Raw genomic sequence first — 23081 nt, 5'->3', positions numbered from 1 at the left:
TTTCTGTGCTAGGCCAACGCGCATGAGCAAGCAGGCGGGAAGCGAAGACGGGGTGCGATCGCGGCGCGACGAGATACTCGCGGTCGCGGCGCAGCTGTTCGCGCGCAAGGGCTATCGCGGCACGTCGATGCGCGACATTGGCGAGGCGTCGGGGGTGCTGGGCGGGTCGCTCTATCACCATATCAAGTCCAAGGACGCGCTGTTCGTCGAGTTGCACAATGGCGCGCTGGATGCGGCTGAGGCGCGGATCGCGGCGGCGGTGGCGGAAGCGGCCGGTCCCTGGGACAGGCTGGAGGCAGCGTGCGTGGCGCTGCTGGAGGTGCAACTGGCGCCCGATTCGCTGACGATGCCGATGATGAATGATTTTCGCGAAGTGCCCGATGATGTCCGGGCGCAACTGGTGGCGCGGCGCGACCGGTTCGAGCAGTTGTTCCGGGCGATCGTTGATGACCTGCCGCTACCCGCGGCGATCGACCGGTCCATCTATCGCAACCTGCTCCTGTCGCAGCTCAATGCGGCGGCGGACTGGTTCCGGCCCGGCCGCCTGACCCCGCGCGAGATTGCCGAGCAAGTCGCGCGGCTGTTCCGGCACGAGGGTTAGTCCCGCCGGGCCAGCGCCACGGGCAATTCGCTGCGCAACAGGTCGAGCAGGCCGGTGATCTTGGGCAGCAGGTGGCGGCGCTGGGGATAGACGGCCCAGATCGGTTCATCCTCCATCGCGAAATCGGCGAGCAGCGGCACCAGCGCGCCGGACGCGATATGGGGCAGGACGTAAAATTCCGGCAGCTGGCATATGCCCATCCCCGCGACCGCTGCCTGCGCCACCGCCGCGCCGCTGTTGCAGCGCCAGCGGCCGCGCGGGCGGATGGTTTCGACCCGGCCCCAGGAGCGGAACTGCCAGCTGGTTGCCGTGCCGATCAGGCAGTCATGATGGGCCAGATCGGCAATGGCGTTGGGCGTGCCGCGTACGGCGAGATAGGCAGGGGCGGCGCAGGTGTAGAGGGTGCGCGAGGCGATGTGGGTGCCGATCAGGCGGCTGTCGGCCAGCGTGCCGGTGCGGATCGCCATGTCATAACCCTCGCCGATCAGGTCCACCACCCGGTTGGTCAGCTCTATCGTGACAGTGAGTTTGACATAGCGCGTGGCAAATTCACGGACGATGGGGGCGATGAAGCGCTCTCCCATCGCGGTCGAGCAGGTGATGCGCAGGTCACCCTGCGGTTCAGCCCCTTCGCTGATGAGGGCGATGGCTTCGTCCCGTTCGGTGACGATGCGGCTGCAATGATCGTAGAAAAGGCGGCCCGTGTCGGTCAGTCGCACGGTGCGGGTGGTGCGGTGGAAGAGCGGCCGTTGAACCCGATTTTCCAGCGCGGCGATGGCACGGCTCATATGGGTGGTGGAGAGGCCGAGCGCGTCGGCTCCGCCCTTGAAGCTGCCGGTGGTCGCCACGGCGACAAATTCGTCGATCCCATCCCAGCCGCGCATGGATTGTCCCTTATATGAAATAATGAATTGCAAAAATCCTTCCTTATCGCGCGGGTGGGATATTGCTAGGGCGGGACAGCATCATATCAGGAGCTTTCCCATGAAAACCCGCGCCGCCGTCGCCTTTGAAGCCAAGAAGCCGCTGGAGATTGTCGAAGTCGATCTGGAAGGGCCGAAGGCGGGCGAAGTGCTGGTCGAAATCATGGCAACCGGCATCTGCCATACCGACGCCTATACGCTCGACGGGTTCGACAGCGAGGGTATCTTTCCGTCGATCCTGGGGCATGAGGGTGCGGGGATCGTGCGCGAGGTCGGGCCAGGCGTCACCAGCGTGAAGCCGGGCGACCATGTCATCCCACTCTACACGCCCGAATGTCGCCAGTGCAAAAGCTGCCTGAGCGGCAAGACCAACCTGTGCACCGCGATCCGCGCGACGCAGGGCAAGGGGTTGATGCCCGACGGTACGACGCGCTTTTCCTACAAGGGCCAGCCGATCTTTCACTATATGGGCTGTTCGACCTTCTCCAACTTCACGGTTCTGCCCGAAATCGCGGTCGCGAAAATCCGCGAGGACGCGCCGTTCGACAAGAGCTGCTATATCGGCTGCGGCGTGACCACGGGCGTGGGCGCGGTGGTGAACAGCGCCAAGGTGACGCCGGGGTCCAACGTCATCATCTTTGGCCTGGGCGGCATTGGCCTGAACGTCATTCAGGGCGCCAAGCTGGTCGGCGCGGACATGATCATCGGCGTCGACATCAACGACAGCAAGGAAGAATGGGGCCGCCGGTTCGGCATGACCCACTTCGTCAATCCCAACAAGGTGGAGGGCGACATCGTCCAGCATCTGGTCGCGCTGACCGATGGCGGGGCGGACTATACGTTCGATTGCACCGGCAATACCGGGGTGATGCGCACCGCGCTGGAAGCCTGCCACCGCGGCTGGGGCGAGAGCATCATCATCGGCGTTGCTGAAGCGGGCAAGGAAATCAGCACCCGCCCGTTCCAGCTGGTCACCGGCCGGGTATGGAAGGGCAGCGCGTTCGGCGGGGCCAAGGGCCGGACCGACGTGCCCAAGATTGTCGACTGGTATATGAACGGCAAGATCGAGATCGACCCGATGATCACCCATGTGCTGAGCCTGGAGGAGATCAACAAGGGGTTCGACCTGATGCACGTGGGCGAGAGCATCCGTTCGGTCGTGGTGTTCTAATGGAGACGGTTTCGGAAAATCGCGCCTTTGGCGGGGTGCAGGGCGTTTACGCCCATGCCTCCGCCAGCACCGGCACCGACATGCTCTTTTCCGTGTTCGTGCCGCCGCATGAGGCGGGGGCGAAGCTGCCGGTGGTCTGGTATCTGTCGGGGCTGACCTGCACCCATGCCAATGTGACCGAGAAGGGCGAGTTTCGGGCGCTCTGCGCGGAACTGGGGCTGATCTTCGTTGCGCCCGATACATCGCCGCGCGGTGAGGGTGTCGCGGATGACCCGCAAGGCGCTTATGATTTCGGGCTGGGCGCTGGCTTTTATGTCGATGCGACGGAAGCGCCCTTCGCTGCCCATTACAGGATGTGGTCCTATGTGACCGAGGAATTGCCTGCGCTGATCGCGGAGGCGTTTCCCGCCGATATGGGACGGCAGTCGATCATGGGCCATTCGATGGGCGGGCATGGGGCGCTGACCATCGGGCTGACTTACCCTGAGCGTTTCAGCGCGGTATCGGCCTTCGCGCCGATCGTTGCGCCTAGCCAGGTGCCGTGGGGGCAGAAGGCGCTGGGCGGCTATCTTGGCGACGACAAGGTGGCATGGCGCAAGCATGATGCGGTCGCGCTGATCGAGGATGGCGCGCGGGTTGATGCGCTGCTGGTCGATCAGGGCGGGGCGGATGCGTTTCTGGAGAATGAATTGCGGCCGGAATTATTGCGCGCGGCGTGTGAGGCAGCGGGGATCGACCTGACGCTGAATGTGCGCGAGGGCTATGACCATAGCTATTATTTCATCTCCACCTTCATGGCGGATCATCTGCGCTGGCACGGAGCGCGGTTGCGCTGACATGATTTTTGTCCCCTCCCCTTAAGGGGAGGGGTTTTTACGGATCATTTCTCGATCTGGCTGACGTCCCGCACCGCGCCTTTGGCGGCGTTGGTGGTCATGGCGGCGTAGGCACGCAGGGCCGGGGAGACTTCGCGCTTGCGGCCAAAGGGCTTCCACGCCTTGACGCCCATTTTCTCCATTTCGGCGCGGCGTTCGGCCAGCAGGGCATCGTCCAGGTCCAGCTTGATGACGCGGTTGGGAATATCGATGACGATCGGGTCACCGGTCTGGACGAGGGCGATCAGGCCGCCTTCGGCTGCTTCGGGGGAGACATGGCCGATCGACAGGCCTGACGTGCCACCGGAGAAGCGCCCGTCGGTGATGAGGGCGCATTCCTTGCCCAGCCCCTTGGATTTCAGATAGCTGGTCGGATACAGCATTTCCTGCATACCCGGCCCGCCCTTTGGGCCTTCATAGCGGATGACGACGACGTCGCCGGCCTTCACTTCATTGCCCAAAATGCCTGCGACCGAGGCGTCCTGGCTTTCATAGACGCGCGCGGTGCCGTGGAAGGTCAGGATCGAATCATCGACGCCCGCCGTCTTGACGATGCAGCCTTCGGGGGCGAGGTTCCCGTAGAGGACGGCGAGGCCGCCATCCTTGGAGAAGGGGTGTTCGGCCGAGCGGATCACGCCCTTTTCACGGTCGATATCCAGTTCCTCCCAGCGGGCGGACTGGCTGAACGCGGTCTGGGTCGGGACGCCGCCGGGGGCGGCGCGGAAGAAGTTGCGGACTTCATCGCTATTGGTGCGGCCAATGTCCCAGCGGGCCAGCGCGGCGGCCATGGTGGGGGCGTGGACGGTCGGCAGGCTGGTGTCGACCAGCCCCGCGCGCTCCAGTTCGCCCAATATCGCCATGATGCCACCGGCGCGGTGGACATCCTCCATATGCACGTCCTGCTTGGCGGGCGCGACCTTGCACAGGCAGGGGACGCGGCGGGACAGGCGGTCAATATCGGCCATGGTGAAATCGACCCCGCCTTCATGCGCGGCGGCGAGCAAATGGAGGACGGTGTTGGTCGAGCCGCCCATGGCAATGTCCAGGCTCATGGCGTTTTCGAACGCGGCGAAGCTGGCGATGGTGCGCGGCAGGGCGGTGGCGTCATCCTGTTCATACCAGCGCTTGGCGAGATCGACGATGACATGGCCGGCTTCGCGGAACAGGCGCTCGCGATCCGAATGGGTGGCCAGTGTCGATCCGTTGCCGGGCAATGAGAGGCCCAATGCTTCGGTCAGGCAGTTCATCGAATTGGCGGTGAACATGCCGGAGCAGCTGCCACAGGTCGGGCAGGCGGAGCGTTCGATGGTTTTGACTTCTTCGTCGGTATAGCTTTCGTCGGCGGCGACGACCATCGCATCAACCAGATCGAGCGCCACTTCCTTGCCGCGCATCACGACCTTTCCCGCCTCCATCGGGCCGCCGGAAACGAACACGGCAGGGATGTTCAGGCGCATCGCGGCCATCAACATGCCGGGCGTGATCTTGTCGCAGTTGGAGATGCAGACCATCGCGTCGGCGCAATGGGCGTTGACCATATATTCGACGCTGTCGGCGATCAGATCCCGGCTTGGCAAGGAATAGAGCATCCCGCCATGGCCCATGGCGATGCCGTCATCGACCGCGATGGTGTTGAATTCCTTGGCGACGCCGCCTGCGGCCTCAATCTCGCGGGCGACGAGTTGGCCCAGGTCTTTGAGGTGAACATGGCCCGGCACGAACTGGGTGAAGCTGTTGACGACGGCGATGATCGGCTTGCCGAAATCCTCATCCTTCATGCCCGTCGCGCGCCACAGGCCGCGCGCGCCCGCCATGTTGCGGCCGTGGGTGGTGGTTCTGGAGCGATAGGCCGGCATGGTCGGTGTCCCTGAAAAGATAATCCTCTTGGGGCCGCTTTATACCCGTTGGGATTGGGTGTGAAATATATTATTGATGGCCTATTAGGTCGCAGGACATATGAAATATGGATATTCGCCAGTTGCGGCATTTTGTCACGGTCGCCGATACGCTGCATTTCGGGCAGGCGGCGGAACGGCTGCGCATGACCCAGCCGCCGCTGAGCCAGTCGATCCTGATGCTGGAGCGGGAACTGGGCGCGGCGCTGTTTGCGCGGACCAAGCGGCGAGTGGCGCTGACCCCGTTCGGGGCGCAATGGCTGGAGCAGGTGCGCCCGGCGATCGCGGCGATCGACGCGCTGCCCGAAACGGCGCGGCAGTTGCGGGAGGGGCGGGCCGGGCATCTGGCCTTATCCTTCGTCAGCACCGCCGATTATAGTGTGCTGCCCGCGCTGGTGCGGCGCTATGCTGCGCTGTTTCCGCAGGTCGAAATCCGCCTGACCGAGGCGACCAGCGATGTGCAGATACCGGCACTGCTGGCGGGGCAGGCCCATGCGGGCATATTGATCCCGCCTGCTGACACGCCTTTGCCGCCGGAGCTTTGCTATCGCCGGTTGATCCGCGAGCCGCTGGTCGCGGCGCTGCCGGAGCAGTGGGTGGAGACGGGGGCGATCGATGCCGACGCCATCGTGTCATTGCCGCTGATCCTGTTCCCGCGCGCGGTGGCGCCTGCCTTCCACGATCTGGTCACTGGCTATTATACGGCGCGGGGCGGGCAGGCCAATATCGTGCAGCAGGCGATCCAGATGCAGACGATCATCAGCCTGGTGTCGGCGGGACTGGGGATTGCGCTGGTTCCGGCATCGCTGCGCAATCTGGCGCGCGCGGGGGTGGTCTATGCCGATCTGGGCGACGCGCCGATGCTGGAAACCGGGCTGGCGTGGCGGCGGGACGATGAGACGCCCACGTTGCGCCAGTTTCTGGAACTGGCGCAGGCGGGGTGAGGGGATCGCTGCGGCGGGCTTTACCGCCGGGCGCTGCTGCGCCTAGAGCAAGGGCATGACGATAGAGGATGATGCAGGTCGCCCCGCCGCGACGGTGGTGATCGTGCGGGACCGACCCGATGGGCCGCCCGACATATTGATGATGGAGCGGGCATCGACCATGGCCTTTGCGGCGGGTGCGCTGGTGTTTCCCGGCGGGGGCGTGGACGCGCATGACCGGCAGCTTGCGGCGCGGATCGACCATGGGCTGGACCTGGACGAGGCGGCGGCGCGGATCGCGGCGATTCGCGAGACGATCGAGGAAAGCGGGCTGGGCGTGGGCCTGGATGGGGGGCTGGCGGGCGCGGTCGATGGCGCGGTGGTGGTCTCGATCCGGCAGGGGTTGCTGGGCGGGGCGGTGCTGGGTGATCTGCTCGACGCGCATGGGGTGGCGCTGGCGCTTGACGCATTGACGCCCTTTGCCCGCTGGCACCCCGCGCCGTTCGAGAAGGCGATCCGGGTCTATGATACGCGCTTCTATCTGGCGCGCGCGCCAGATGGGCAGGAGGCGATCGCCGACGCGACCGAGAATGTGCATCTGTTCTGGAGCAGTGCGGCGGCAACGCTGGCGCGGTGCGATGCGGGAGAGGGACATGTCATCTTCCCGACCCGCCGCAATCTGGAACGGTTGGCGCTGGCCGGGAGCCATGCCGATCTGGTCACCCATGCCGCCGCCCATCCGGTGGAGAAGGTGCGGCCATGGCTGGAGGATCGCGATGGGGAGCGGCATTTGTGCATCCCCGATCATCTGGGTTATCCGGTCACGTCGGAACCTTTACGGCAGGCCCGGCGTGGTTAGGGGATGCGTCGAGTTCACCTGATCCTGCGCCGTTGCCTGCTATGGGGCGGCCTGCTGTGTCTGATATTGCTGGGCTATGCGATGGTGCGGCAACGACCACAGGATCTGCCCTGGACTGATATCGACCTTGATCAGCCGATCGGGCTGTTCACCGGGCGCAAGCTGGCGGCGCTGACGGGGGAGAGGGCGCAATGCCTGGCGCTGCTGGAGCGGGCGGGTGTGGCCTATAGCGCGATGCAGCCGGGCGGATCGGGACAGTGCGTTTATGATGACGCAGTGCGGCTGAAGGCGGAGCGTGGGGCGGTGGCGCTGTCCCCGGCAGCGGTTGCACCATCCTGCCCGGTGGTCGCGGCGCTCAAGCTGTGGGAGTGGCAGGTGGTGCAGCCTGCCGCGCAGCGCATCTATGGCCAGCCGGTTGCGTCGATGCGGCATTTTGGCAGCTATAGCTGTCGGCGCATGTATGGGCGCAGCGCTGGCGACTTGAGCGAACATGCGACTGCCGACGCGATCGACATATCGGCGTTCGTGCTTGCGGACGGGCGGCAGGTGAGCGTGCTGAACGACTGGGATGGCAAGGCCAGGGACGCGGAATTTCTGCGCGCGGTGCGGGATGGCGCGTGCGACCTGTTTTCGACGGTGCTGTCGCCCGATTATAATGCTGCGCACCGCGATCATTTCCATCTGGATCAGGCGGAACGCGGTGCGACCGGGTGGCGGGCGTGCCGGTAGAGTGGTCCTCCCCAAGCAAGCTTGGGGAGGAATTTATTGGCCGAAGCCGCTTTCGCGCGCCAGCGCCACGGCTTCGCGGGCGGCTGCCAGCAACGCGCCGCTTTTGGCTTCGCATTCGCGCTGTTCATATTCGGGGGTCGAGTCCGCGACGATCCCGGCGCCTGCCTGGACGTGCATGACGCCGTCTTTCAGGACGGCGGTGCGCAGGACGATGCAACTGTCCATATTGCCGTCCGGGCCGAAATAGCCGACCCCGCCTGCATAGGCGCCGCGGGTTTCGGGTTCCAGTTCGGCGATGATCTCGCAGGCGCGAACCTTGGGCGCGCCCGATACCGTCCCGGCCGGGAAGCCTGCGAACAGCGCGTCGATCGCGTCCTTGTCCGGCGATAGCTGGCCGACGACGTTGGAGACGATGTGCATGACATGGCTGTAAAATTCGACGCTGTAGCTGTCGGTCACGGTCACGCTGCCAGCGGTCGCGACGCGGCCGACATCGTTGCGGCCAAGGTCCAGCAGCATCAGATGTTCGGCCCGCTCCTTGGGATCGGACAGCAGGCTTTCGCGGTTGGCGGCGTCCTCTACCGCATTTTTGCCGCGTGGGCGGGTGCCAGCGATCGGGCGGATCGTGACTTCGCCGTCGCGGGCGCGGACCAATATCTCAGGCGACGAGCCGATCAGCGCGAAGCCGGGCAGGTCGAGATAATAGAGGAAGGGCGAGGGATTGATCCGCCGCAGCGCACGATAGAGGGCGATCGGCGGCAGGGTGAAGGGGCTGGTGAAACGCTGCGCCAGCACGACCTGAAATATGTCGCCCGCGACGATATAATCCTTGGCCTTGGTCACCATGGCGGCATAGCGGCCCGGCTCCAGCACCGGGGTGACCGCGATGTCAGCCATGTCCACCGGTGGGGGCGTGGCGGGCAGCGGGGCGGCGAGGCGTGCGGCGGTGGCGTCGATGCGTTCGAGCGCGGCGTCGATCGCCCGATCAGCAGCGCCTTCGGCGTCGGTAAAGCTGCCCTTCCACACCGGCGCGACGAGATAGAGGGCGTCGGCCAGCCGGTCGAACACCAGGATCACGGTCGGGCGCACGAACAGCATGTCGGGCAGGGCGATGGGGTTGGGGGCAGGGCGGGGCAGTTTTTCGACCAGTCCGACCGTTTCATAGCCGAAATAGCCGACCAGGCAGGCCAGCGCTGCGGGCAGAGCGGGATCGAGTTCCGCGCGACATTCGGCGACCAACGACCGCAGCGCGGTCAGCGCGTCCGCCTCAACCGGCTCGAACGCATTGCGGTCGGTTGCCCATTGGCGGTTGATCTGGGCCATGTTGCCATCGGCGCGGAAGATGAGGTCGGGGGCCAGACCGATCAGGCTGTGGCGGCCACGCACCGCGCCGCCCTCCACCGATTCCAGCAGGAAGTCGCCGCGGTCCGCCTCGAACAATTTGAGCGCGGCTGAAATCGGCGTGTCGGTGTCGGCAATCTGCCGCCGCCACACCAGCGCCGATTCGCCCCGCGCCAGCGCCGCGCGCGCCGAAGCGATGCCGTCCCCGCCCGTCAAACCCATATTACTGCCCGCCGCTGTTGGTGGCGGTCAAGGCCGCGCGGGCCTCTGCCACCGCCTTGGCGTTGCGGGTCACGCCCAGTTGTTTTTCGACCGCGCGCTCGAATTGCTGGCCATATTCCTGGCCGACGACTTCGCCGAGCTGGTCGCGCACCTGCTTCAACAGTTCGGGCTGACCCTTGGCATCGCCGCGCTGGATGGCGTTCAATTGCACCACGAAGGTGCCGCGATCCTGCCCTATGGGGAGCGTCTTGACCGTGTTAGCCGCCATCGAAAAGAGAATGGCGACTTCGGCCGGGGGACGCTGCTCCCCGCGCATGATGTCGGCGCGGCGGCCGCCCAGCACTTGCGGCGCGGGCAGCTTGACGCCGACGGCCGCGACGGCATCGGCCAGTTTCATGCCCTTGGCGACCTTGGCCCGGATATCCTCGGCGACCTTCTTGGCTTTTTGATTGCCCTGATTGAGCTTGTACTGCGCCTGCACCAGCGGCTTGACCTTGGCCAGCGGCGGCGGCGCAGCGGCCACGATCTCTCCGGCGGCGATCAATGCATAGCGCTTGTCCGGGGTGATCGGCACCAGCTGCGCGTCGTCGTCCGCGTTCATCGCGAAGGCAGGGGCAATGAGCGGTTGCAGGTCGGCGGAGGGGACATAGGCCGAATCCTCGACCTGCTTGCCGGTGGCGAGCAGCAGCGGGCTGGTTTCGAGTTTCAGGCCATTATCCTTGACCACTTCCTCAAACGTGCCGCCATCGGCAATCTGGTCCTCCAGCTTGCCGGTCAATTCGGTCAGCAGCGTCTTTTCCTTTTGCGCGCGCAGCGTCTCGACAAGTTCGCCCCGCACCGAGGCGAGCGGGCGGGCGGGGGTCTCGGTGATCGCGGTCACGCGCAGCACGACCCAGCCCAGCGACCCGCGCACGGGACCGACCAGATCGCCCTGTTTGGCGGCAAAGGCGGCGTCGGCAATGGCCTTGCCCGCCGATGCGGTGAGTGCGGCCTGGCTCTGGTCGGCCAGCGTCAGCGCTTCCAGGCCCGCGCCCTTTGCCGCGGCGGACAGCGTCGTGCCGCCCTTGACCTGATCGGCGATCGCCTTGGCCGCTGCCTGCGTCGGCAGCACCAGTTGCTCGATGCTGCGGTTTTGTTTCGCGGCATAGGCGGCCTTGTTCTGATTATAGGCGGCGGCGATTTCCGCTTCGCTGGGCTGTGAGGCCTGCACGAAACGCTGCGCGTCGATCACCGCGTAACGGATGCGGCGCTGTTCGGGAATGGTGAAGCGGTCGGCGTTACGCTTGTAATAATCGGCCAGTTGCGCGTCGGTCGGTGCCTTGTCGTCAAGGAAGGCGACCGCCGGGATTGCCGCGATCGTGCCTTGCCGTGCTTCGAGCAGCAGCGAGGCATAGGGCAGCACCAGAGAGTCGGAGAGCTTGACGCCAAGCCCCACCGGACCCAGCAATTGGCGCTGGAGGATTTCGCGGCTGATATCGTCGCGCAGCGCCTGTTCGGTGATGCGTTCGCGGATCAGCAGCGATCGGAAATTATCCTGGCTGAAATTGCCCGCTGCGTCCTGAAAAGCGGGGATCTGCGCAATCTGTGCATCGACCAGCCGCTTGGAGATATGCACGCCCTGATCGTCGGCAAAGGCGCGCAGCGTGAGGGACGCGACCAGCTGGTCGAACACCTGTGTCGCGCCGCCCTGCGCGAAGAAATCACCGATCAGCAGGCCGGGATTGGATTTGCGGGCATTTTCATAGACGCGCTGGATACGGTCCTGCACTTCGTTTTGCGACAGCTTGTGGCTGCCCGCCTTGGCCGCCGTGCCGCCACCGCCGGTCAGGCTGCTGCCGAACTGGCCGCTGGACAGATCGCCCAGAACGAAGGCACCGGCGATGACCGCCAGGAAGAGGATCGCAAAGACCGCGCCGAACCTGGAGCGAATGAAGCGGCGAAAGACAGCAAGCATGAAAATGTCCGAACAGCGGGCGTGATGGCGGTCGCTTTAAGGCGGTATAGGCGCGGCGGCAAGCGCCCACGGTCATGCAAGCTCTGGCGTAGCCGGTCTGGACAAATCTCCCCGCCCCGTTCATCGCGAGAGGGCGTGCAGCAAAAACAAATATGGGGAAATATAATCCATGAACAGGCGTAAACTCGTCGTGGGCAACTGGAAGATGAATGGCCTTAAGGCGCATCTGGGGGAAGTCGAAGCGATAGGCGGCATCGCGGCCGATCATCCGGGGGTGGATGTAGGACTATGCGTACCCGCGACATTGATCGCGGCGGCGGCGCAGGTTCGGGGCGGCGCCTTTATCGGGGCGCAGGATTGTCACATGAACGCCAGTGGCGCGCATACCGGTTGCCTGTCGGGGGCGATGCTGGCCGAAGCGGGCGCGAGCTGGACGATCGTTGGCCATAGCGAGCGGCGGCAGGAGCAGGGCGAGAGCGATGGCGACGTTGCGGCCAAGGCGCTGGCGGCCAAGGCGGCGGGGCTGAACGTCATCCTATGTGTGGGCGAAAGTCTGGACGTGCGCGACGCGGGCGACGCCGAAGCGGTCGTGTCGGCGCAGTTGCTGGCATCCTTGCCTGATGGCGCGGCGGCCGACTGGCTGGCGATTGCCTATGAACCCATTTGGGCGATCGGCACCGGGCGGATTCCGACGATGGAGGCGGTCGACGCGATGCACCGGGCGCTGCGCGATGCGCTGGCCAGCCGGATCGGCGGGCAAGCCGACGGGATGCGTATTCTTTATGGCGGGTCGATGAATGGCGACAATGCGGCCGAGTTGCTGGCCATCGCGGACGTTGATGGCGGGCTGGTCGGCGGCGCAAGCCTGACGGCAGGCAAGTTCGCGCCGATTATCGCGGCGGCTGGGTAATCCGACATCCGTTCGGGCTGAGCGAAGTCGAAGCCTTGTGCTGAGCGGAGCGAAGCAGCTTCGCCTGCGGCTCAGCAGAGCCCTTCGACTTCGCTCAGGGCGAACGGATTTGGAATCGAGTCAGATACCCATGGTTGCCCCCGCGTCGCTTCATCGCTATGTGCGCGGCAACGCACCCCATTTCCGGACAGAACCCGTCGCATGTTCACTTTCCTTCTCGTCGTGCAGGCGATCATCGCCGCCCTGCTGGTTACCGTCATCCTGATGCAGAAGTCGGAAGGCGGCGGTCTGGGCGTGGGCGGCAGCCCAGCGGGCTTCATGTCGGCGCGCGGCGCGGCGGATTTCCTGACGCGATCGACCACGGTGCTGGCGACGATCTTCGTCACTCTGTCCATCGTCATGGCGGTGATCGCGTCGGTGCGTCATGCCCCCAGCGACATCGACACGTCGCTGGTCAAGCAGGCGCCGGTTACGCAGAACGCGCCGGCCACCAGCGCTGACCCGTTGGCGGGTGCGGCGAATGCGGCCAGCAACGGCGCTGTTCCGCTCGCCAACTAAACCGTTCACCGACATTCCCGAATATTTTTTAAGCGTGCGTGGATTCGCGCGCTTGCTCTTTGTTGTTCTGAAAGGCTAGGCCTCTTCTCCCATGACGCGGTATATTTTCATCACCGGCGGCGTGGTCTCCTCGCTTGGTAAAGGCCTGATGGCCGCATCCCTGGCAGCGCTGTTGCAGGCGCGGGGCTATCGCGTGCGAATCCGCAAGTTCGATCCCTATCTGAACGTCGATCCCGGCACGATGTCGCCCTATCAGCATGGCGAAGTCTATGTGACCGACGACGGCGCGGAGACGGATCTGGACCTGGGCCATTATGAGCGCTTTACCGGCGTTTCCGCGCGCCAGAGCGACAATGTGACGCAGGGTCGCGTCTATCAGACGATCATCACCAAGGAACGGCGCGGCGACTATCTGGGCGCGACGGTGCAGGTCATCCCGCACGTCACCGACGAGATCAAGGCGTTCGCGCTGGCCGATACCGACGATATCGATTTCGTGCTGTGCGAGATAGGCGGGACCGTCGGCGACATCGAATCGCTGCCCTTCATGGAGGCGATTCGCCAGCTGCATAATGATCTGGATCGCGGCCAGTCGATCTTCGTCCATGTGACGCTGGTGCCGTACATTGCTGCGGCGGGTGAGCTTAAGACCAAGCCGACCCAGCATAGCGTGCGCGAACTGACCTCGCTGGGTATCCAGCCCGACATATTGCTGTGCCGCTGCGAACATCCGTTGCCGGAAAGCGAACGGCGCAAGATTGCGCTCTTCTGCAATGTGCGGCCCGAGGCGGTCATTCCTGCGCTCGACGCCAGCAGCATCTATGGCGTTCCCGCCCAATATCATGCCGAAGGTCTGGACGCCGAAGTGCTGCGCGCCTTTGGTATCGAGGGTGCGCCCGTGCCGTCGCTGGAGCGGTGGGACGACATTATGGATCGGCAGCAAAACCCGGAAGGCGAAGTCACGATCGGCGTGGTAGGCAAATATGTCGGCCTGCCCGACGCCTATAAATCGCTGCACGAGGCGCTGACCCATGGCGGTTTTGCCAATCGGGTGAAGGTGAAGATCAAGTGGATCGACGCCGAACTGTTCGAGAAGGGCGACGATGTCGCCGCTTTTTTGGAGCCGATGCACGGCATTTTGGTCCCCGGCGGCTTTGGCGTGCGCGGGTCCGAAGGCAAGATCGCCAGCGTCAAATTTGCGCGTGAACGCAATGTACCCTTCTTTGGCATTTGCCTGGGGATGCAGATGGCCTGCATCGAGGGTGCGCGCAATACAGCGGGCATCGCGGCCGCCTCCACCACCGAATTTGGCGAGACGACCGAGCCGGTCGTGGGCCTGATCACCGAATGGATGAGCGCGGAAGGCCTACAGAAGCGGACCGCCGAAACCGATCTTGGCGGCACGATGCGGCTGGGGGCTTATCCGGCGAAACTGACCGGCAACAGCGTGGTCGCGGGCATCTACGGCACCGACGAGATTAGCGAGCGGCATCGCCATCGCTATGAAGTCAATGCAGGCTATCGCGAACCGCTGGAAAAGGGCGGCCTGATCTTTTCCGGCATGTCGCCCGACGGCACGCTGCCCGAAATCGTCGAGCGGCCCGACCATCCCTGGTTTGTCGGCGTGCAGTTCCACCCGGAGCTGAAATCCAAGCCGTTCGACCCGCATCCGCTGTTCGCCAGCTTCATCGAGGCGGCGGTCAAGCAGAGCCGGTTGGTTTGAGGACAGGCTTCTGGTGATTGATGCGACTCCTCCCCCTTGAGGGGGAGGTTGGGTGGGGGTGTGCCGACGCTAGCATCGACGCTCGGCTTTGCCTCGCTCCCCCTCCCCCGGCCCCTCCCCGCCGGGGAGGGGAGATATGTCGCATCACCCCGCAGGCGTGAGTTTCAGCAATCGACCCTGCGATCCGTCGTCGCCATCCTCCAGCACCCAGAGCGCGCCGTCCGGGCCTTGTTCGACTTCGCGGATGCGCGCGCCCATGTCCCACTGGTCGGCCTTGCTGGCCTTGTCGCCATCCAGCTTGACCCGGACCAGCGCCTTGCTGGACAGGCCGCCGATGAAGAGGGAGCCTTTCCACGCCGGAAAGAGATTGCCGGAATAATAGAGCAGGCCACCGGGCGAAATGACCGGATTCCAGCTGACCTTCGGGGCTTCAAAACCGTCACCGGGGGCATGATCGGGAATGTCGCGGCCGTCATAATGGCTGCCGTTGGACACTTTGGGATAGCCATAGTTGAGACCCGGCTTGATGAGATTGACCTCATCTCCGCCCTTTGGTCCCATTTCCTGTTCCCACAGGCGACCGTCCGCGTCGAAGGCGATTCCCAGCAGGTTGCGGTGGCCATAGGACCAGACCGCCGGGTGAAAGCCCTGCGCCGCCAGGGGATTGCCCGCGGCGGGTGTGCCGTCCAGATTCAGGCGTAGGACTTTGCCCAATGTTGCCTTGGGATCCTGCGCGGGGTCGAATTTCTGCCGCTCGCCATTGGTGAAGAAGAGATATTTGCCATCGGGCGAAAAGGCGATGCGGCCCGAATAATGGCCGTTGCCCTCGACATAGGGGCTGGCGCGGAAGATGACCTGGACGCCGTCCAGTTTGGTCGTGCCGTCGCTGGCCTGGGCGAAGCCGCCCTTGGCCAGCGCCACACCCTTCACCCCATCGCGGCTTTCGGAGAAGCTGAAATAGACCGCCTTGTCCTGCGCGAAATTGGGGGAGAGGACGACGTCCATTAGCGCGCCCTGACCGGCGCTGTCGACCGCGGGGATGCCCGCGACCGGAATTTTGGTGCCGTTTTTCGGATCGAACAGGATCATCTCGCCCGCCTTCTCCGTCACCAGCGCGCGACCGTCGGGCAGGAAGGTCATCGCCCAGGGCGAATCGAAATCGGCAATGGTTGATGTTTTGAACGGCGTGGCGGAGGCAGGGGCGTTCTGGCCGGTGGCATTGTCGGCCGAGCAGGCGATGAGGATGAGGGGCAGGGCGGTAATGAGGGGATTGCGCATTCTATCCTCCGTTCGGGCTGAGCGTGTCGAAGCCCCGTCCTTCTTCTCCAGAAAGAACGACCCTTCGACAAGCTCAGGGCGAACGGGACGAGATATTGGCTGTAGAATGAGCGGGAACGAATAATGTTGCAGATTATCGGCGTCCTGCCTATATCGCCCTCGCTTCCTTACATCGTCAAACATGTCAGGGTCGCAGGCAAACCGCCTGCGGCGGCGGCAAACTTATATTGTTCTGGAGATTGCATGGCGGACATCGCCGCACTGACTGCGCTGATCGAACCGGAGGTGAAGGCTTTGGGCTTTGACCTTGTGCGGGTGAAGCTGTTTGGGTCGGGCGATGAGCGCACGCTTCAGATCATGGCCGAGCGTCGGGAAACGCGGCAGCTGGTGATCGAGGATTGCATGACGATCTCGCGCCGCCTGTCGGACCTGCTGGACGAAACCGATCCGATCGAGGAAGCCTATCGGCTGGAGGTCAGTTCGCCGGGGATCGACCGTCCGCTCACCCGCCTGCACGACTTTGTCGAATGGGGCGGGTTCGAGGCGCGGATCACGGTGACCGAGCCGATCGACAATCGCAAGACGTTCAAGGGCGTGCTGGGCACGGTCGAGGGCGAGGATATCGCCTTCAAGGATACCAAGGTCGGGAATGTCGTCATTCCCTTCGCCCTGATCGACACCGCCAAGCTGGTGCTGACGGACGCGCTGATTAATGCTACCATGCCGCTCTCTGCCGAGGGTGCGGACGATATCGAAACCGAAGGATAAGGGTTCTTTCCATGGCCAACGCCATTTCCGCCAACCGGGCCGAACTGATCGCCATCGCCAATTCGGTGGCCAGCGAAAAGATGATCGACAAGGCGATCGTCATCGAGGCGATGGAGGACGCGATCCAGCGCGCCGCGCGTGCGCGCTACGGTGCGGAGAACGACATTCGCGCCAAGCTGGACCCCGACAGCGGCGATCTGCGCCTGTGGCGCGTCGTCGAAGTGGTCGATGTGGTCGAGGATTATTTCAAGCAGGTCGACATCAAGGCGGCTGAAAAGCTTCAGAAGGGCGCGGTCGTCGGCGACTTCATCGTCGATCCGCTGCCCCCCATCGATCTGGGGCGCATCGACGCCCAGTCGGCCAAGCAGGTGATCTTCCAGAAGGTCCGCGACGCCGAGCGCGAACGCCAGCATGAAGAGTTCAAGGACCGCGTGGGTGAGATCATCACCGGCGTCGTCAAGTCGGTCGAGTTCGGCCATGTCGTCGTGAACCTTGGCCGGGCCGAAGGCGTCATCCGCCGCGACCAGCAGATCCCGCGCGAAGTCGTCCGCGTCGGCGACCGCATCCGTTCGGTCGTGCTGAACGTGCGCCGCGAAAATCGCGGGCCGCAGATTTTCCTGAGCCGCGCGCATCCTGAGTTCATGAAAAAGCTGTTCGCGCAGGAAGTCCCCGAAATCTATGACGGCGTCATCACCATCATGGCCGCCGCCCGCGATCCGGGCAGCCGCGCCAAGATCGGCGTCATCAGCCGCGATTCGAGCATCGATCCGGTCGGCGCCTGCGTCGGTATGAAGGGCAGCCGCGTCCAGGCCGTCGTGCAGGAAATGCAGGGCGAAAAGATCGACATCATCCCCTGGTCGGAAGATACCGCGACCTTCGTGGTCAACGCGCTTCAGCCCGCCCAGGTCAGCCGCGTGCTGATCGACGAGGAAGAAGAGCGGATCGAAGTCGTCGTCCCCGACGATCAGCTGAGCCTGGCCATTGGTCGTCGCGGCCAGAATGTCCGTCTCGCCAGCCAGCTGACCGGCAAGGCGATCGACATCATGACCGAGGCCGATGCCAGCGAGAAGCGCCAGAAGGAATTCGTGACCCGGTCCGAACTGTTCCAGAACGAACTGGACGTGGACGAGACGCTGTCGCAGCTGCTGGTGGCCGAGGGCTTTGGCGAGCTGGAAGAGGTCGCCTATGTCAGCATTGACGAGCTGGCCTCGATCGAAGGCTTTGACGATGATCTGGCGGGCGAATTGCAGAACCGCGCATTGGAAGCGCTGGAGCGTCGCGAGGCGGCTTCGCGGGAAGAACGGCAGGCGCTGGGCGTCGAGGATGCCTTGGCCGACATGCCGCATCTGACCGAAGCGATGCTGGTGACGCTGGGCAAGGCGGGGATCAAGACGCTCGACGATCTGGCGGATCTGGCGACTGACGAGCTGGTGCAGAAGAAGCGCATCGACCAACGCCGTCGCAAGACCGAAACCACCGAGGACAAGGGCGGCATTTTGGCGGCCTATGGCCTGTCGGACGAGCAAGGCAACGAGATCATCATGGCCGCGCGCGCCCACTGGTTCGAGGACGAGGAAGCCTGATCCGCCATGCCGTTCGTTGATATCCGTCTGGCCGGGGCCGTAACGCGCGCGCAGAAAGCCGCGCTGGTTGCCGACATCACCCAGTCGCTCGTGGAGCGGCTGGGGAAGCCGGCGGCTGCCGTCCAGATCAATATTACCGAACTGAGCCTGGAAAATTATGCGGCGGGCGGCCTGTTGCTGGCCGACCGCGCGCCCGCTCCCTCTGATAGGGAGGACGCCATTGCTGCGGACACTCCCCGATGAGCGTTTAGGCCTATCCGATAGCGTTGGGGTTGCCAGTCCATCCGTTTTGGCGGAGGGGCACGCATGACCGAACGCAAATGCATATTGACCGGCGACCGCGCCGACCCCGAAACCCTCATTCGCCTTGCGATCGGCCCGGAGGGTCAGGTGCTGCCCGACGTCCGGGCCAAGGCACCGGGGCGGGGCGCATGGATCGGCGTCAGCCGCGCCGAGCTGGAAACCGCGCTGGTCAAGGGCAAGCTCAAGGGCGCGATCGCGCGGTCGTTCAAGGACGGCGCGCTCCAGATCGAGGCGGACCTGCCCGAACGGATCGAGACGGCGTTGCGGCAGGATCTGCTCAGCCGTCTGGGGCTGGAGGCGCGCGCGTCCATGCTGCTCACCGGTTCTGAAAAAATCGATACCGCCTGCCGCAAGGGGCTGGTCAAATTGCTGCTCCACGCCGCCGATGCGGCGGCCGATGGCAACCGCAAACTGGACCAGGCGCTGCGCGTCGGACAGGAAGCGGAAGGCAGCGATCTTGCAGGCACCGTCTTGCCTGTGGACCGCGATGCCCTATCTATGGCAATGGGGCGCGATAATGTCGTCCATGTTGCGGTGACCGACTCGCGCGCGGCGCTACGCCTGCGTGCGGCCCTGGGCCGCTTGGAAAGCTATCTGGGTTGCGTTATCGAGGCGCCCGCGCAGGAGGAGGAGCAATCCTCCGCTGCGCAGGGTGCCGAGATTGCATGGAATGATGCGTCGGTGCCTGCACCGGCCGGTGATGAAGTGAAGGGTTAAGTTCAGTCGTATGAGTGACAGCAAGGAAGACAAGCCGGTTCTGGGCCGCAAGCCGCTGGGCATCAAGCGGACCGTGGAATCCGGTCAGGTGCAGCAGCAGTTCAGCCATGGCCGCAAGAATACGGTCGTGGTTGAGGTGAAGCGGCGCCGCGTCCTGGGTAAGCCGGGCGAAGCTGCCCCGGCTGCTGCTGCGCCGCAGGCTGATCCGGTGCCGGTGGCGACCACAGCCGCACCCGCGGCGCCCCGTCCTGCTGCCCCGCCGCCGCCTCAGCAGCGCGCGCCGCAGCCTGCCCCCGCGCGCCAGTCGCCGCCGCAAAGCCTGATGTCGCGTCAGGAATTGCAGGCCAAACTGCTGCGCGAGGCCGAGGAAGCGCGCATGAACGCGCTGGAAGATGCGCGCCGTCGTGAAGCGGCCGAGCGTATCGCTGCGGCCGAGAATGAAAAGCGCCGGGCCGAGGAAAACCGCCAGGCCGCCGAAACCGAGGCGTCCGCGCCTGCTGTCGAGGAAGCCAAGGCAGCTGAAGCCGCGCCGGTTGCGGAAGCGCCCGCCGCTGCGCCGCAGGAAGCCGTTGCTGCGCCTGACGCTGTTGCACCCGCTGCGACGGACGAGCAGCCCACAGCGACCACTGCTGCACCGCCGCCGCCGCGCCGCTTCACCCCGGTTACGCCGGTCAAGCGTCCCGAACCGACCAAGCCCGAACGGGCGAAGAAGGGTGAGGATCATCGTCGCCAGGCTGGCAAGCTGACCGTCACCAAGGCGCTGGCCGATGACGACAGCGCCCGTGCGCGCAGCCTTGCCGCGCTCAAGCGCGCCCGTGAAAAGGAACGCCGCGCCCATTATGCCGGTGGCTCCAAGACGCGCGAAAAACAGTCGCGCGACGTGGTCGTGCCAGAAGTCATCACCGTGCAGGAACTGGCCAACCGTATGGCCGAAAAGGGCGCGGATCTGGTCAAGTCGCTGTTCAAGATGGGGCAGGCGGTCACGCTTAACCAGTCGATCGATCAGGACACGGCCGAACTGCTGGTCGAGGAATTTGGCCACCGCATCCAGCGCGTGTCCGAAGCCGACGTCGAAATCGGTATCGAGGGCGATCTCGATCCGGTCGAATCGCTCAAGGTCCGTGCGCCTGTCGTCACGATCATGGGCCATGTCGATCACGGCAAGACCAGCCTGCTCGACGCGCTGCGAGGGACCGATGTGGTCGCGGGCGAAAGCGGTGGCATCACCCAGCATATCGGCGCCTATCAGGTGACGACCAAGGGTGGCGACATCATCACCTTCCTCGACACGCCGGGCCATGAGGCGTTTTCGGAAATGCGCGCACGCGGTGCGAACGTGACCGACATCGTCATTCTGGTGGTGGCCGCCGATGACGGGCTGATGCCGCAGACGATCGAGGCGATCAACCATACCAAGGCGGCTGGCGTGCCGATGATCGTGGCGATCAACAAGTGCGACAAGCCCGAAGCCAACCCGCAAAAGGTGCGCGAGCGCCTGCTCGAACATGAAATCGTGGTCGAGGATATGGGCGGCGACGTGCAGGACGTGCAGGTGTCCGCGCTCAAGAAAACCGGTCTGGACGAGCTGATCGAAAAGATCCTGCTCCAGGCCGAAGTCATGGAACTGACCGCCAACCCCGATCGCGCCGCCGAAGGCAATGTGATCGAGGCGCAGCTGGACAAGGGCCGTGGCGCGGTCGCCACCGTGCTGGTGCGCAAGGGTACGCTCAAGGTCGGTGACACCTTCGTCATCGGCGCGGAAAGCGGCAAGGTGCGCGCGCTCGTCAATGACAAGGGCCAGCAGGTCAAGTCCGCAGGGCCTTCGACCCCGGTCGAGGTGCTGGGCCTGTCGGGCGTGCCGATGGCCGGTGACCAGATGACGGTCGTGGAGAATGAGGCGCGCGCCCGTGAGGTCGCCGCCTATCGCCAGGAACAGATCACCCGCAAGCGGACGGCGTCCGTGCCGACCAACTTTGAAAATATGTTCTCGGCATTGAGCACCAAGGTCATCGAATATCCGGTGGTCATCCGTGGCGACGTGCAGGGATCGGTCGAAGCGATCGTCAGTGCGCTCAATCGCATTTCGACCGACGAGATCAAGGTACGTATCCTCAGCTCCGGCGTGGGCGCGATCACCGAGAGCGACGTTACGCTGGCTTCGGCCAGCCGCGCGCCGCTGATCGGCTTTAACGTCCGTCCCAATGCCAAGGCGCGTCCGCTGGCGATCCGCGAGAAAATCTCGCTGCGCTATTATGACGTGATCTACGACCTGCTCGAAGAAGTGCGCAACGAAATGGCGGGCCAGCTGGCCCCCGAACGCATCGAAACGATCGTGGGTCGCGCCGAAGTGTTGCAGGTATTCCCTGCGGGCAAGAAGGACAAGGCGGCCGGGCTTCTGGTCAAGGAAGGCGTCATCCGCAAGGGACTCAACGCGCGCCTCACCCGCGACGATGTCATCGTGTCCAAGACGGTCATCCACTCGCTGCGCCGCTTCAAGGACGATGTGTCCGAAGTGCGTGCCGGCATGGAATGTGGCGCTGTGTTGCAGGACACCAACGACATCAAGGCAGGCGATACGCTCGAACTGTTCGAGGTCGAGGAACGCATCCGCACGCTGTAAGATACAAAGAGGCGGTCAACAAATTTATCCAATGGTTAAATTCGTTGACCGCCTCTTTGTATCGGCCTAGCATGGCGATGTGGATATTCGTTTCTCGAAAGCGGCGATGAAGGCGTTGTTGCGCTCCAACAAGCGGACGCTCATTCGACAGAAGATCGAGGAGCTGGCGCATGATCCAGACTCGCTCGCGGCGAACATGAAGCGGTTGCAGGGGCGACCGGAATATCGGTTGCGGGTGCAGGACTGGCGTGTGATTTTTCATTGAGCAGAATATCCTCTGGATCGACGATATCGCTCCGCGTGGATCGGCTTATGAGGTGAACCCATGACTGCCCAGATTGTCGAAATCGCAGGCCAGAAAATCGCTATGCTGCCGATGGAAGATTATCAGCGGCTGGTCGATATTGCCGAGGACAGGGCGGATTTGCTGGCGGCCGAAAAGGCACAAACTCGCCGAGAGGGCGGCGAGGAATATGTGCCGGCTGAGGTTGTGGATGCGATAATAGCTGGCGAAAGTCCCCTTCGCGCCTGGCGCAAGCATCGCCATTTCACACTTGTGGATTTGGGCCGCCGTGTCGGTCATAGCCATACATATTTAAGTAACGTCGAAAATGGCAAGAAAGCAGGCGGACTTGCCCTGTGGCGCAAACTTGCTGACGAACTGAACGTCGCAATTGAAGATATAGCGCCAGAAAGCTGAACCTATGACATTGCAACAAGCCCAAGGCCCGTCCGTCCGTGCGCTCCGCGTGGGGGAGCAGGTGCGTCATATCCTGTCCGACATTCTCCAGCGCGGTGACGTGCATGATGATGTGCTGGCCAAGCATGTCGTGAGCGTCACCGAAGTGCGCATGTCGTCCGACCTGCGCCACGCCACCGCCTTCATCAAGCCGCTGCTGGGGCGGGACGAGGAAGTGGTGCTGAAGGCGCTGCGGACCAACACCGCCTATTTCCAGCGCGAGGTCGCATCGCGCACGCGGCTGAAATATGCCGCCAAGATCAAATTCCTGGCCGACGACAGTTTCGATGAGGGCAGCCATATCGACAAGTTGCTGCGCGATCCAAAGGTAGCGCAGGATCTGGCGAAGGATGATGACGGCGAGGATTGAGCCAATCTTTGTCTTTCAT

General features: G+C 64.1%; 22 protein-coding genes. 17 read left to right on the top strand and 5 right to left on the bottom strand.

The window, feature by feature from the left end; all coding sequences use genetic code 11:
* Nucleotides 1-22: 22 nt before the first annotated feature.
* Nucleotides 23-601 (top strand): TetR/AcrR family transcriptional regulator, encoded by a 579-nt coding sequence (locus Q0D44_RS03480; RefSeq protein WP_294132435.1) that lies wholly within the window; start codon nucleotides 23-25, stop codon nucleotides 599-601.
* On the opposite strand, the gene Q0D44_RS03475 is transcribed toward Q0D44_RS03480, so the two are convergent.
* A complete protein-coding gene (locus Q0D44_RS03475; RefSeq protein WP_294132432.1) occupies nucleotides 598-1485 on the bottom strand; it encodes a LysR family transcriptional regulator in 888 nt (295 codons plus the stop codon). The two genes, Q0D44_RS03480 and Q0D44_RS03475, sit on opposite strands and share 4 nt — an antisense overlap.
* Before the next feature lie 100 nt (nucleotides 1486-1585).
* On the opposite strand from Q0D44_RS03475, the gene Q0D44_RS03470 reads away from it, so the two are divergent.
* Together Q0D44_RS03470 and fghA are read left to right on the top strand one after the other, a co-directional pair.
* On the top strand, nucleotides 1586-2695 hold the full coding sequence (locus tag Q0D44_RS03470; protein ID WP_294132429.1) for an S-(hydroxymethyl)glutathione dehydrogenase/class III alcohol dehydrogenase: 1110 nt from the start codon (nucleotides 1586-1588) through the stop codon (nucleotides 2693-2695).
* Nucleotides 2695-3531: an S-formylglutathione hydrolase gene (fghA, locus tag Q0D44_RS03465; RefSeq protein WP_294132428.1), complete on the top strand. Its 837-nt coding sequence runs from the start codon at nucleotides 2695-2697 to the stop codon at nucleotides 3529-3531. The genes Q0D44_RS03470 and fghA overlap by 1 nt, the downstream gene beginning before the upstream one ends.
* Nucleotides 3532-3575: 44 nt before the next feature.
* On the opposite strand, the gene ilvD is transcribed toward fghA, so the two are convergent.
* Complete coding sequence (gene ilvD / locus Q0D44_RS03460) at nucleotides 3576-5426, bottom strand: dihydroxy-acid dehydratase (RefSeq protein ID WP_294132425.1); 1851 nt, start codon at nucleotides 5424-5426, stop codon at nucleotides 3576-3578.
* 107 nt (nucleotides 5427-5533) lie between these two features.
* On the opposite strand from ilvD, the gene Q0D44_RS03455 reads away from it, so the two are divergent.
* From Q0D44_RS03455 to Q0D44_RS03445, 3 genes are read left to right on the top strand one after another with little or no spacing between them, the layout of a single operon-like run.
* Nucleotides 5534-6409: a LysR family transcriptional regulator gene (locus tag Q0D44_RS03455; protein ID WP_294132422.1), complete on the top strand. Its 876-nt coding sequence runs from the start codon at nucleotides 5534-5536 to the stop codon at nucleotides 6407-6409.
* A gap of 55 nt (nucleotides 6410-6464) precedes the next feature.
* On the top strand, nucleotides 6465-7247 hold the full coding sequence (locus Q0D44_RS03450) for an NUDIX domain-containing protein (protein ID WP_294132420.1): 783 nt from the start codon (nucleotides 6465-6467) through the stop codon (nucleotides 7245-7247).
* Between the two features lie 3 nt (nucleotides 7248-7250).
* Nucleotides 7251-7976 carry an extensin family protein gene (locus Q0D44_RS03445; protein WP_294132417.1) on the top strand — a complete coding sequence of 242 codons (726 nt, stop codon included), beginning with the start codon at nucleotides 7251-7253 and terminating at the stop codon, nucleotides 7974-7976.
* 33 nt (nucleotides 7977-8009) lie between these two features.
* Here the strand turns inward: Q0D44_RS03445 and trpE are convergent, their stop codons facing one another.
* Nucleotides 8010-9539, bottom strand: coding sequence for an anthranilate synthase component I (gene trpE / locus Q0D44_RS03440; RefSeq protein ID WP_294132415.1), 1530 nt, complete (start codon nucleotides 9537-9539; stop codon nucleotides 8010-8012).
* 1 nt (nucleotide 9540) lies between these two features.
* Nucleotides 9541-11493: a peptidylprolyl isomerase gene (locus Q0D44_RS03435; RefSeq protein ID WP_294132413.1), complete on the bottom strand. Its 1953-nt coding sequence runs from the start codon at nucleotides 11491-11493 to the stop codon at nucleotides 9541-9543.
* A gap of 169 nt (nucleotides 11494-11662) precedes the next feature.
* On the opposite strand from Q0D44_RS03435, the gene tpiA reads away from it, so the two are divergent.
* The 3 genes from tpiA (at nucleotide 11663) to Q0D44_RS03420 (ending at nucleotide 14684) form a co-directional block, all read left to right on the top strand.
* Nucleotides 11663-12403, top strand: coding sequence for a triose-phosphate isomerase (tpiA, locus tag Q0D44_RS03430; protein WP_294132410.1), 741 nt, complete (start codon nucleotides 11663-11665; stop codon nucleotides 12401-12403).
* 201 nt (nucleotides 12404-12604) lie between these two features.
* Nucleotides 12605-12961 carry a preprotein translocase subunit SecG gene (gene secG / locus Q0D44_RS03425; protein ID WP_006951806.1) on the top strand — a complete coding sequence of 119 codons (357 nt, stop codon included), beginning with the start codon at nucleotides 12605-12607 and terminating at the stop codon, nucleotides 12959-12961.
* A 91-nt stretch (nucleotides 12962-13052) separates the two neighbouring features.
* The gene (locus tag Q0D44_RS03420) at nucleotides 13053-14684 is read left to right on the top strand and encodes a CTP synthase (protein ID WP_294132400.1); all 1632 of its coding nucleotides are present in this window, start codon (nucleotides 13053-13055) and stop codon (nucleotides 14682-14684) included.
* Between the two features lie 144 nt (nucleotides 14685-14828).
* On the opposite strand, the gene Q0D44_RS03415 is transcribed toward Q0D44_RS03420, so the two are convergent.
* Nucleotides 14829-15962, bottom strand: coding sequence for a PQQ-dependent sugar dehydrogenase (locus Q0D44_RS03415; protein WP_294132397.1), 1134 nt, complete (start codon nucleotides 15960-15962; stop codon nucleotides 14829-14831).
* Nucleotides 15963-16205: 243 nt separating this feature from the next.
* Here Q0D44_RS03415 and rimP point away from each other — a divergent pair, with 243 nt between their 5' ends.
* The 8 genes from rimP to rbfA all read left to right on the top strand — a co-directional run bounded on the left by rimP (nucleotide 16206) and on the right by rbfA (nucleotide 23062).
* Nucleotides 16206-16730: a ribosome maturation protein RimP gene (gene rimP, locus Q0D44_RS03410; RefSeq protein ID WP_119745474.1), complete on the top strand. Its 525-nt coding sequence runs from the start codon at nucleotides 16206-16208 to the stop codon at nucleotides 16728-16730.
* 11 nt (nucleotides 16731-16741) lie between these two features.
* Nucleotides 16742-18313, top strand: coding sequence for a transcription termination factor NusA (gene nusA / locus Q0D44_RS03405; RefSeq protein ID WP_294132392.1), 1572 nt, complete (start codon nucleotides 16742-16744; stop codon nucleotides 18311-18313).
* A 6-nt stretch (nucleotides 18314-18319) separates the two neighbouring features.
* Nucleotides 18320-18556: a 4-oxalocrotonate tautomerase family protein gene (locus Q0D44_RS03400; RefSeq protein WP_294132389.1), complete on the top strand. Its 237-nt coding sequence runs from the start codon at nucleotides 18320-18322 to the stop codon at nucleotides 18554-18556.
* 63 nt (nucleotides 18557-18619) lie between these two features.
* Nucleotides 18620-19333 (top strand): DUF448 domain-containing protein, encoded by a 714-nt coding sequence (locus tag Q0D44_RS03395; RefSeq protein WP_294132388.1) that lies wholly within the window; start codon nucleotides 18620-18622, stop codon nucleotides 19331-19333.
* A 10-nt stretch (nucleotides 19334-19343) separates the two neighbouring features.
* Nucleotides 19344-21953, top strand: coding sequence for a translation initiation factor IF-2 (infB, locus tag Q0D44_RS03390; protein ID WP_294132386.1), 2610 nt, complete (start codon nucleotides 19344-19346; stop codon nucleotides 21951-21953).
* A 79-nt stretch (nucleotides 21954-22032) separates the two neighbouring features.
* Nucleotides 22033-22218: an addiction module toxin RelE gene (locus Q0D44_RS03385; RefSeq protein ID WP_294132384.1), complete on the top strand. Its 186-nt coding sequence runs from the start codon at nucleotides 22033-22035 to the stop codon at nucleotides 22216-22218.
* Between the two features lie 60 nt (nucleotides 22219-22278).
* Nucleotides 22279-22653: a helix-turn-helix transcriptional regulator gene (locus Q0D44_RS03380; protein ID WP_294132381.1), complete on the top strand. Its 375-nt coding sequence runs from the start codon at nucleotides 22279-22281 to the stop codon at nucleotides 22651-22653.
* A gap of 4 nt (nucleotides 22654-22657) precedes the next feature.
* Nucleotides 22658-23062 (top strand): 30S ribosome-binding factor RbfA, encoded by a 405-nt coding sequence (rbfA, locus tag Q0D44_RS03375; RefSeq protein WP_294132379.1) that lies wholly within the window; start codon nucleotides 22658-22660, stop codon nucleotides 23060-23062.
* Nucleotides 23063-23081 lie beyond the last annotated feature (19 nt).

Origin of the sequence: Sphingobium sp. (assembly GCA_023266575.1) — a bacterium.
In the GTDB taxonomy this organism is placed as follows: Bacteria; Pseudomonadota; Alphaproteobacteria; order Sphingomonadales; family Sphingomonadaceae; genus Sphingobium.
The sequence above is the reverse complement of the archived record's forward strand: the minus strand, read 5'-3'. Positions and strand labels throughout refer to the sequence as shown.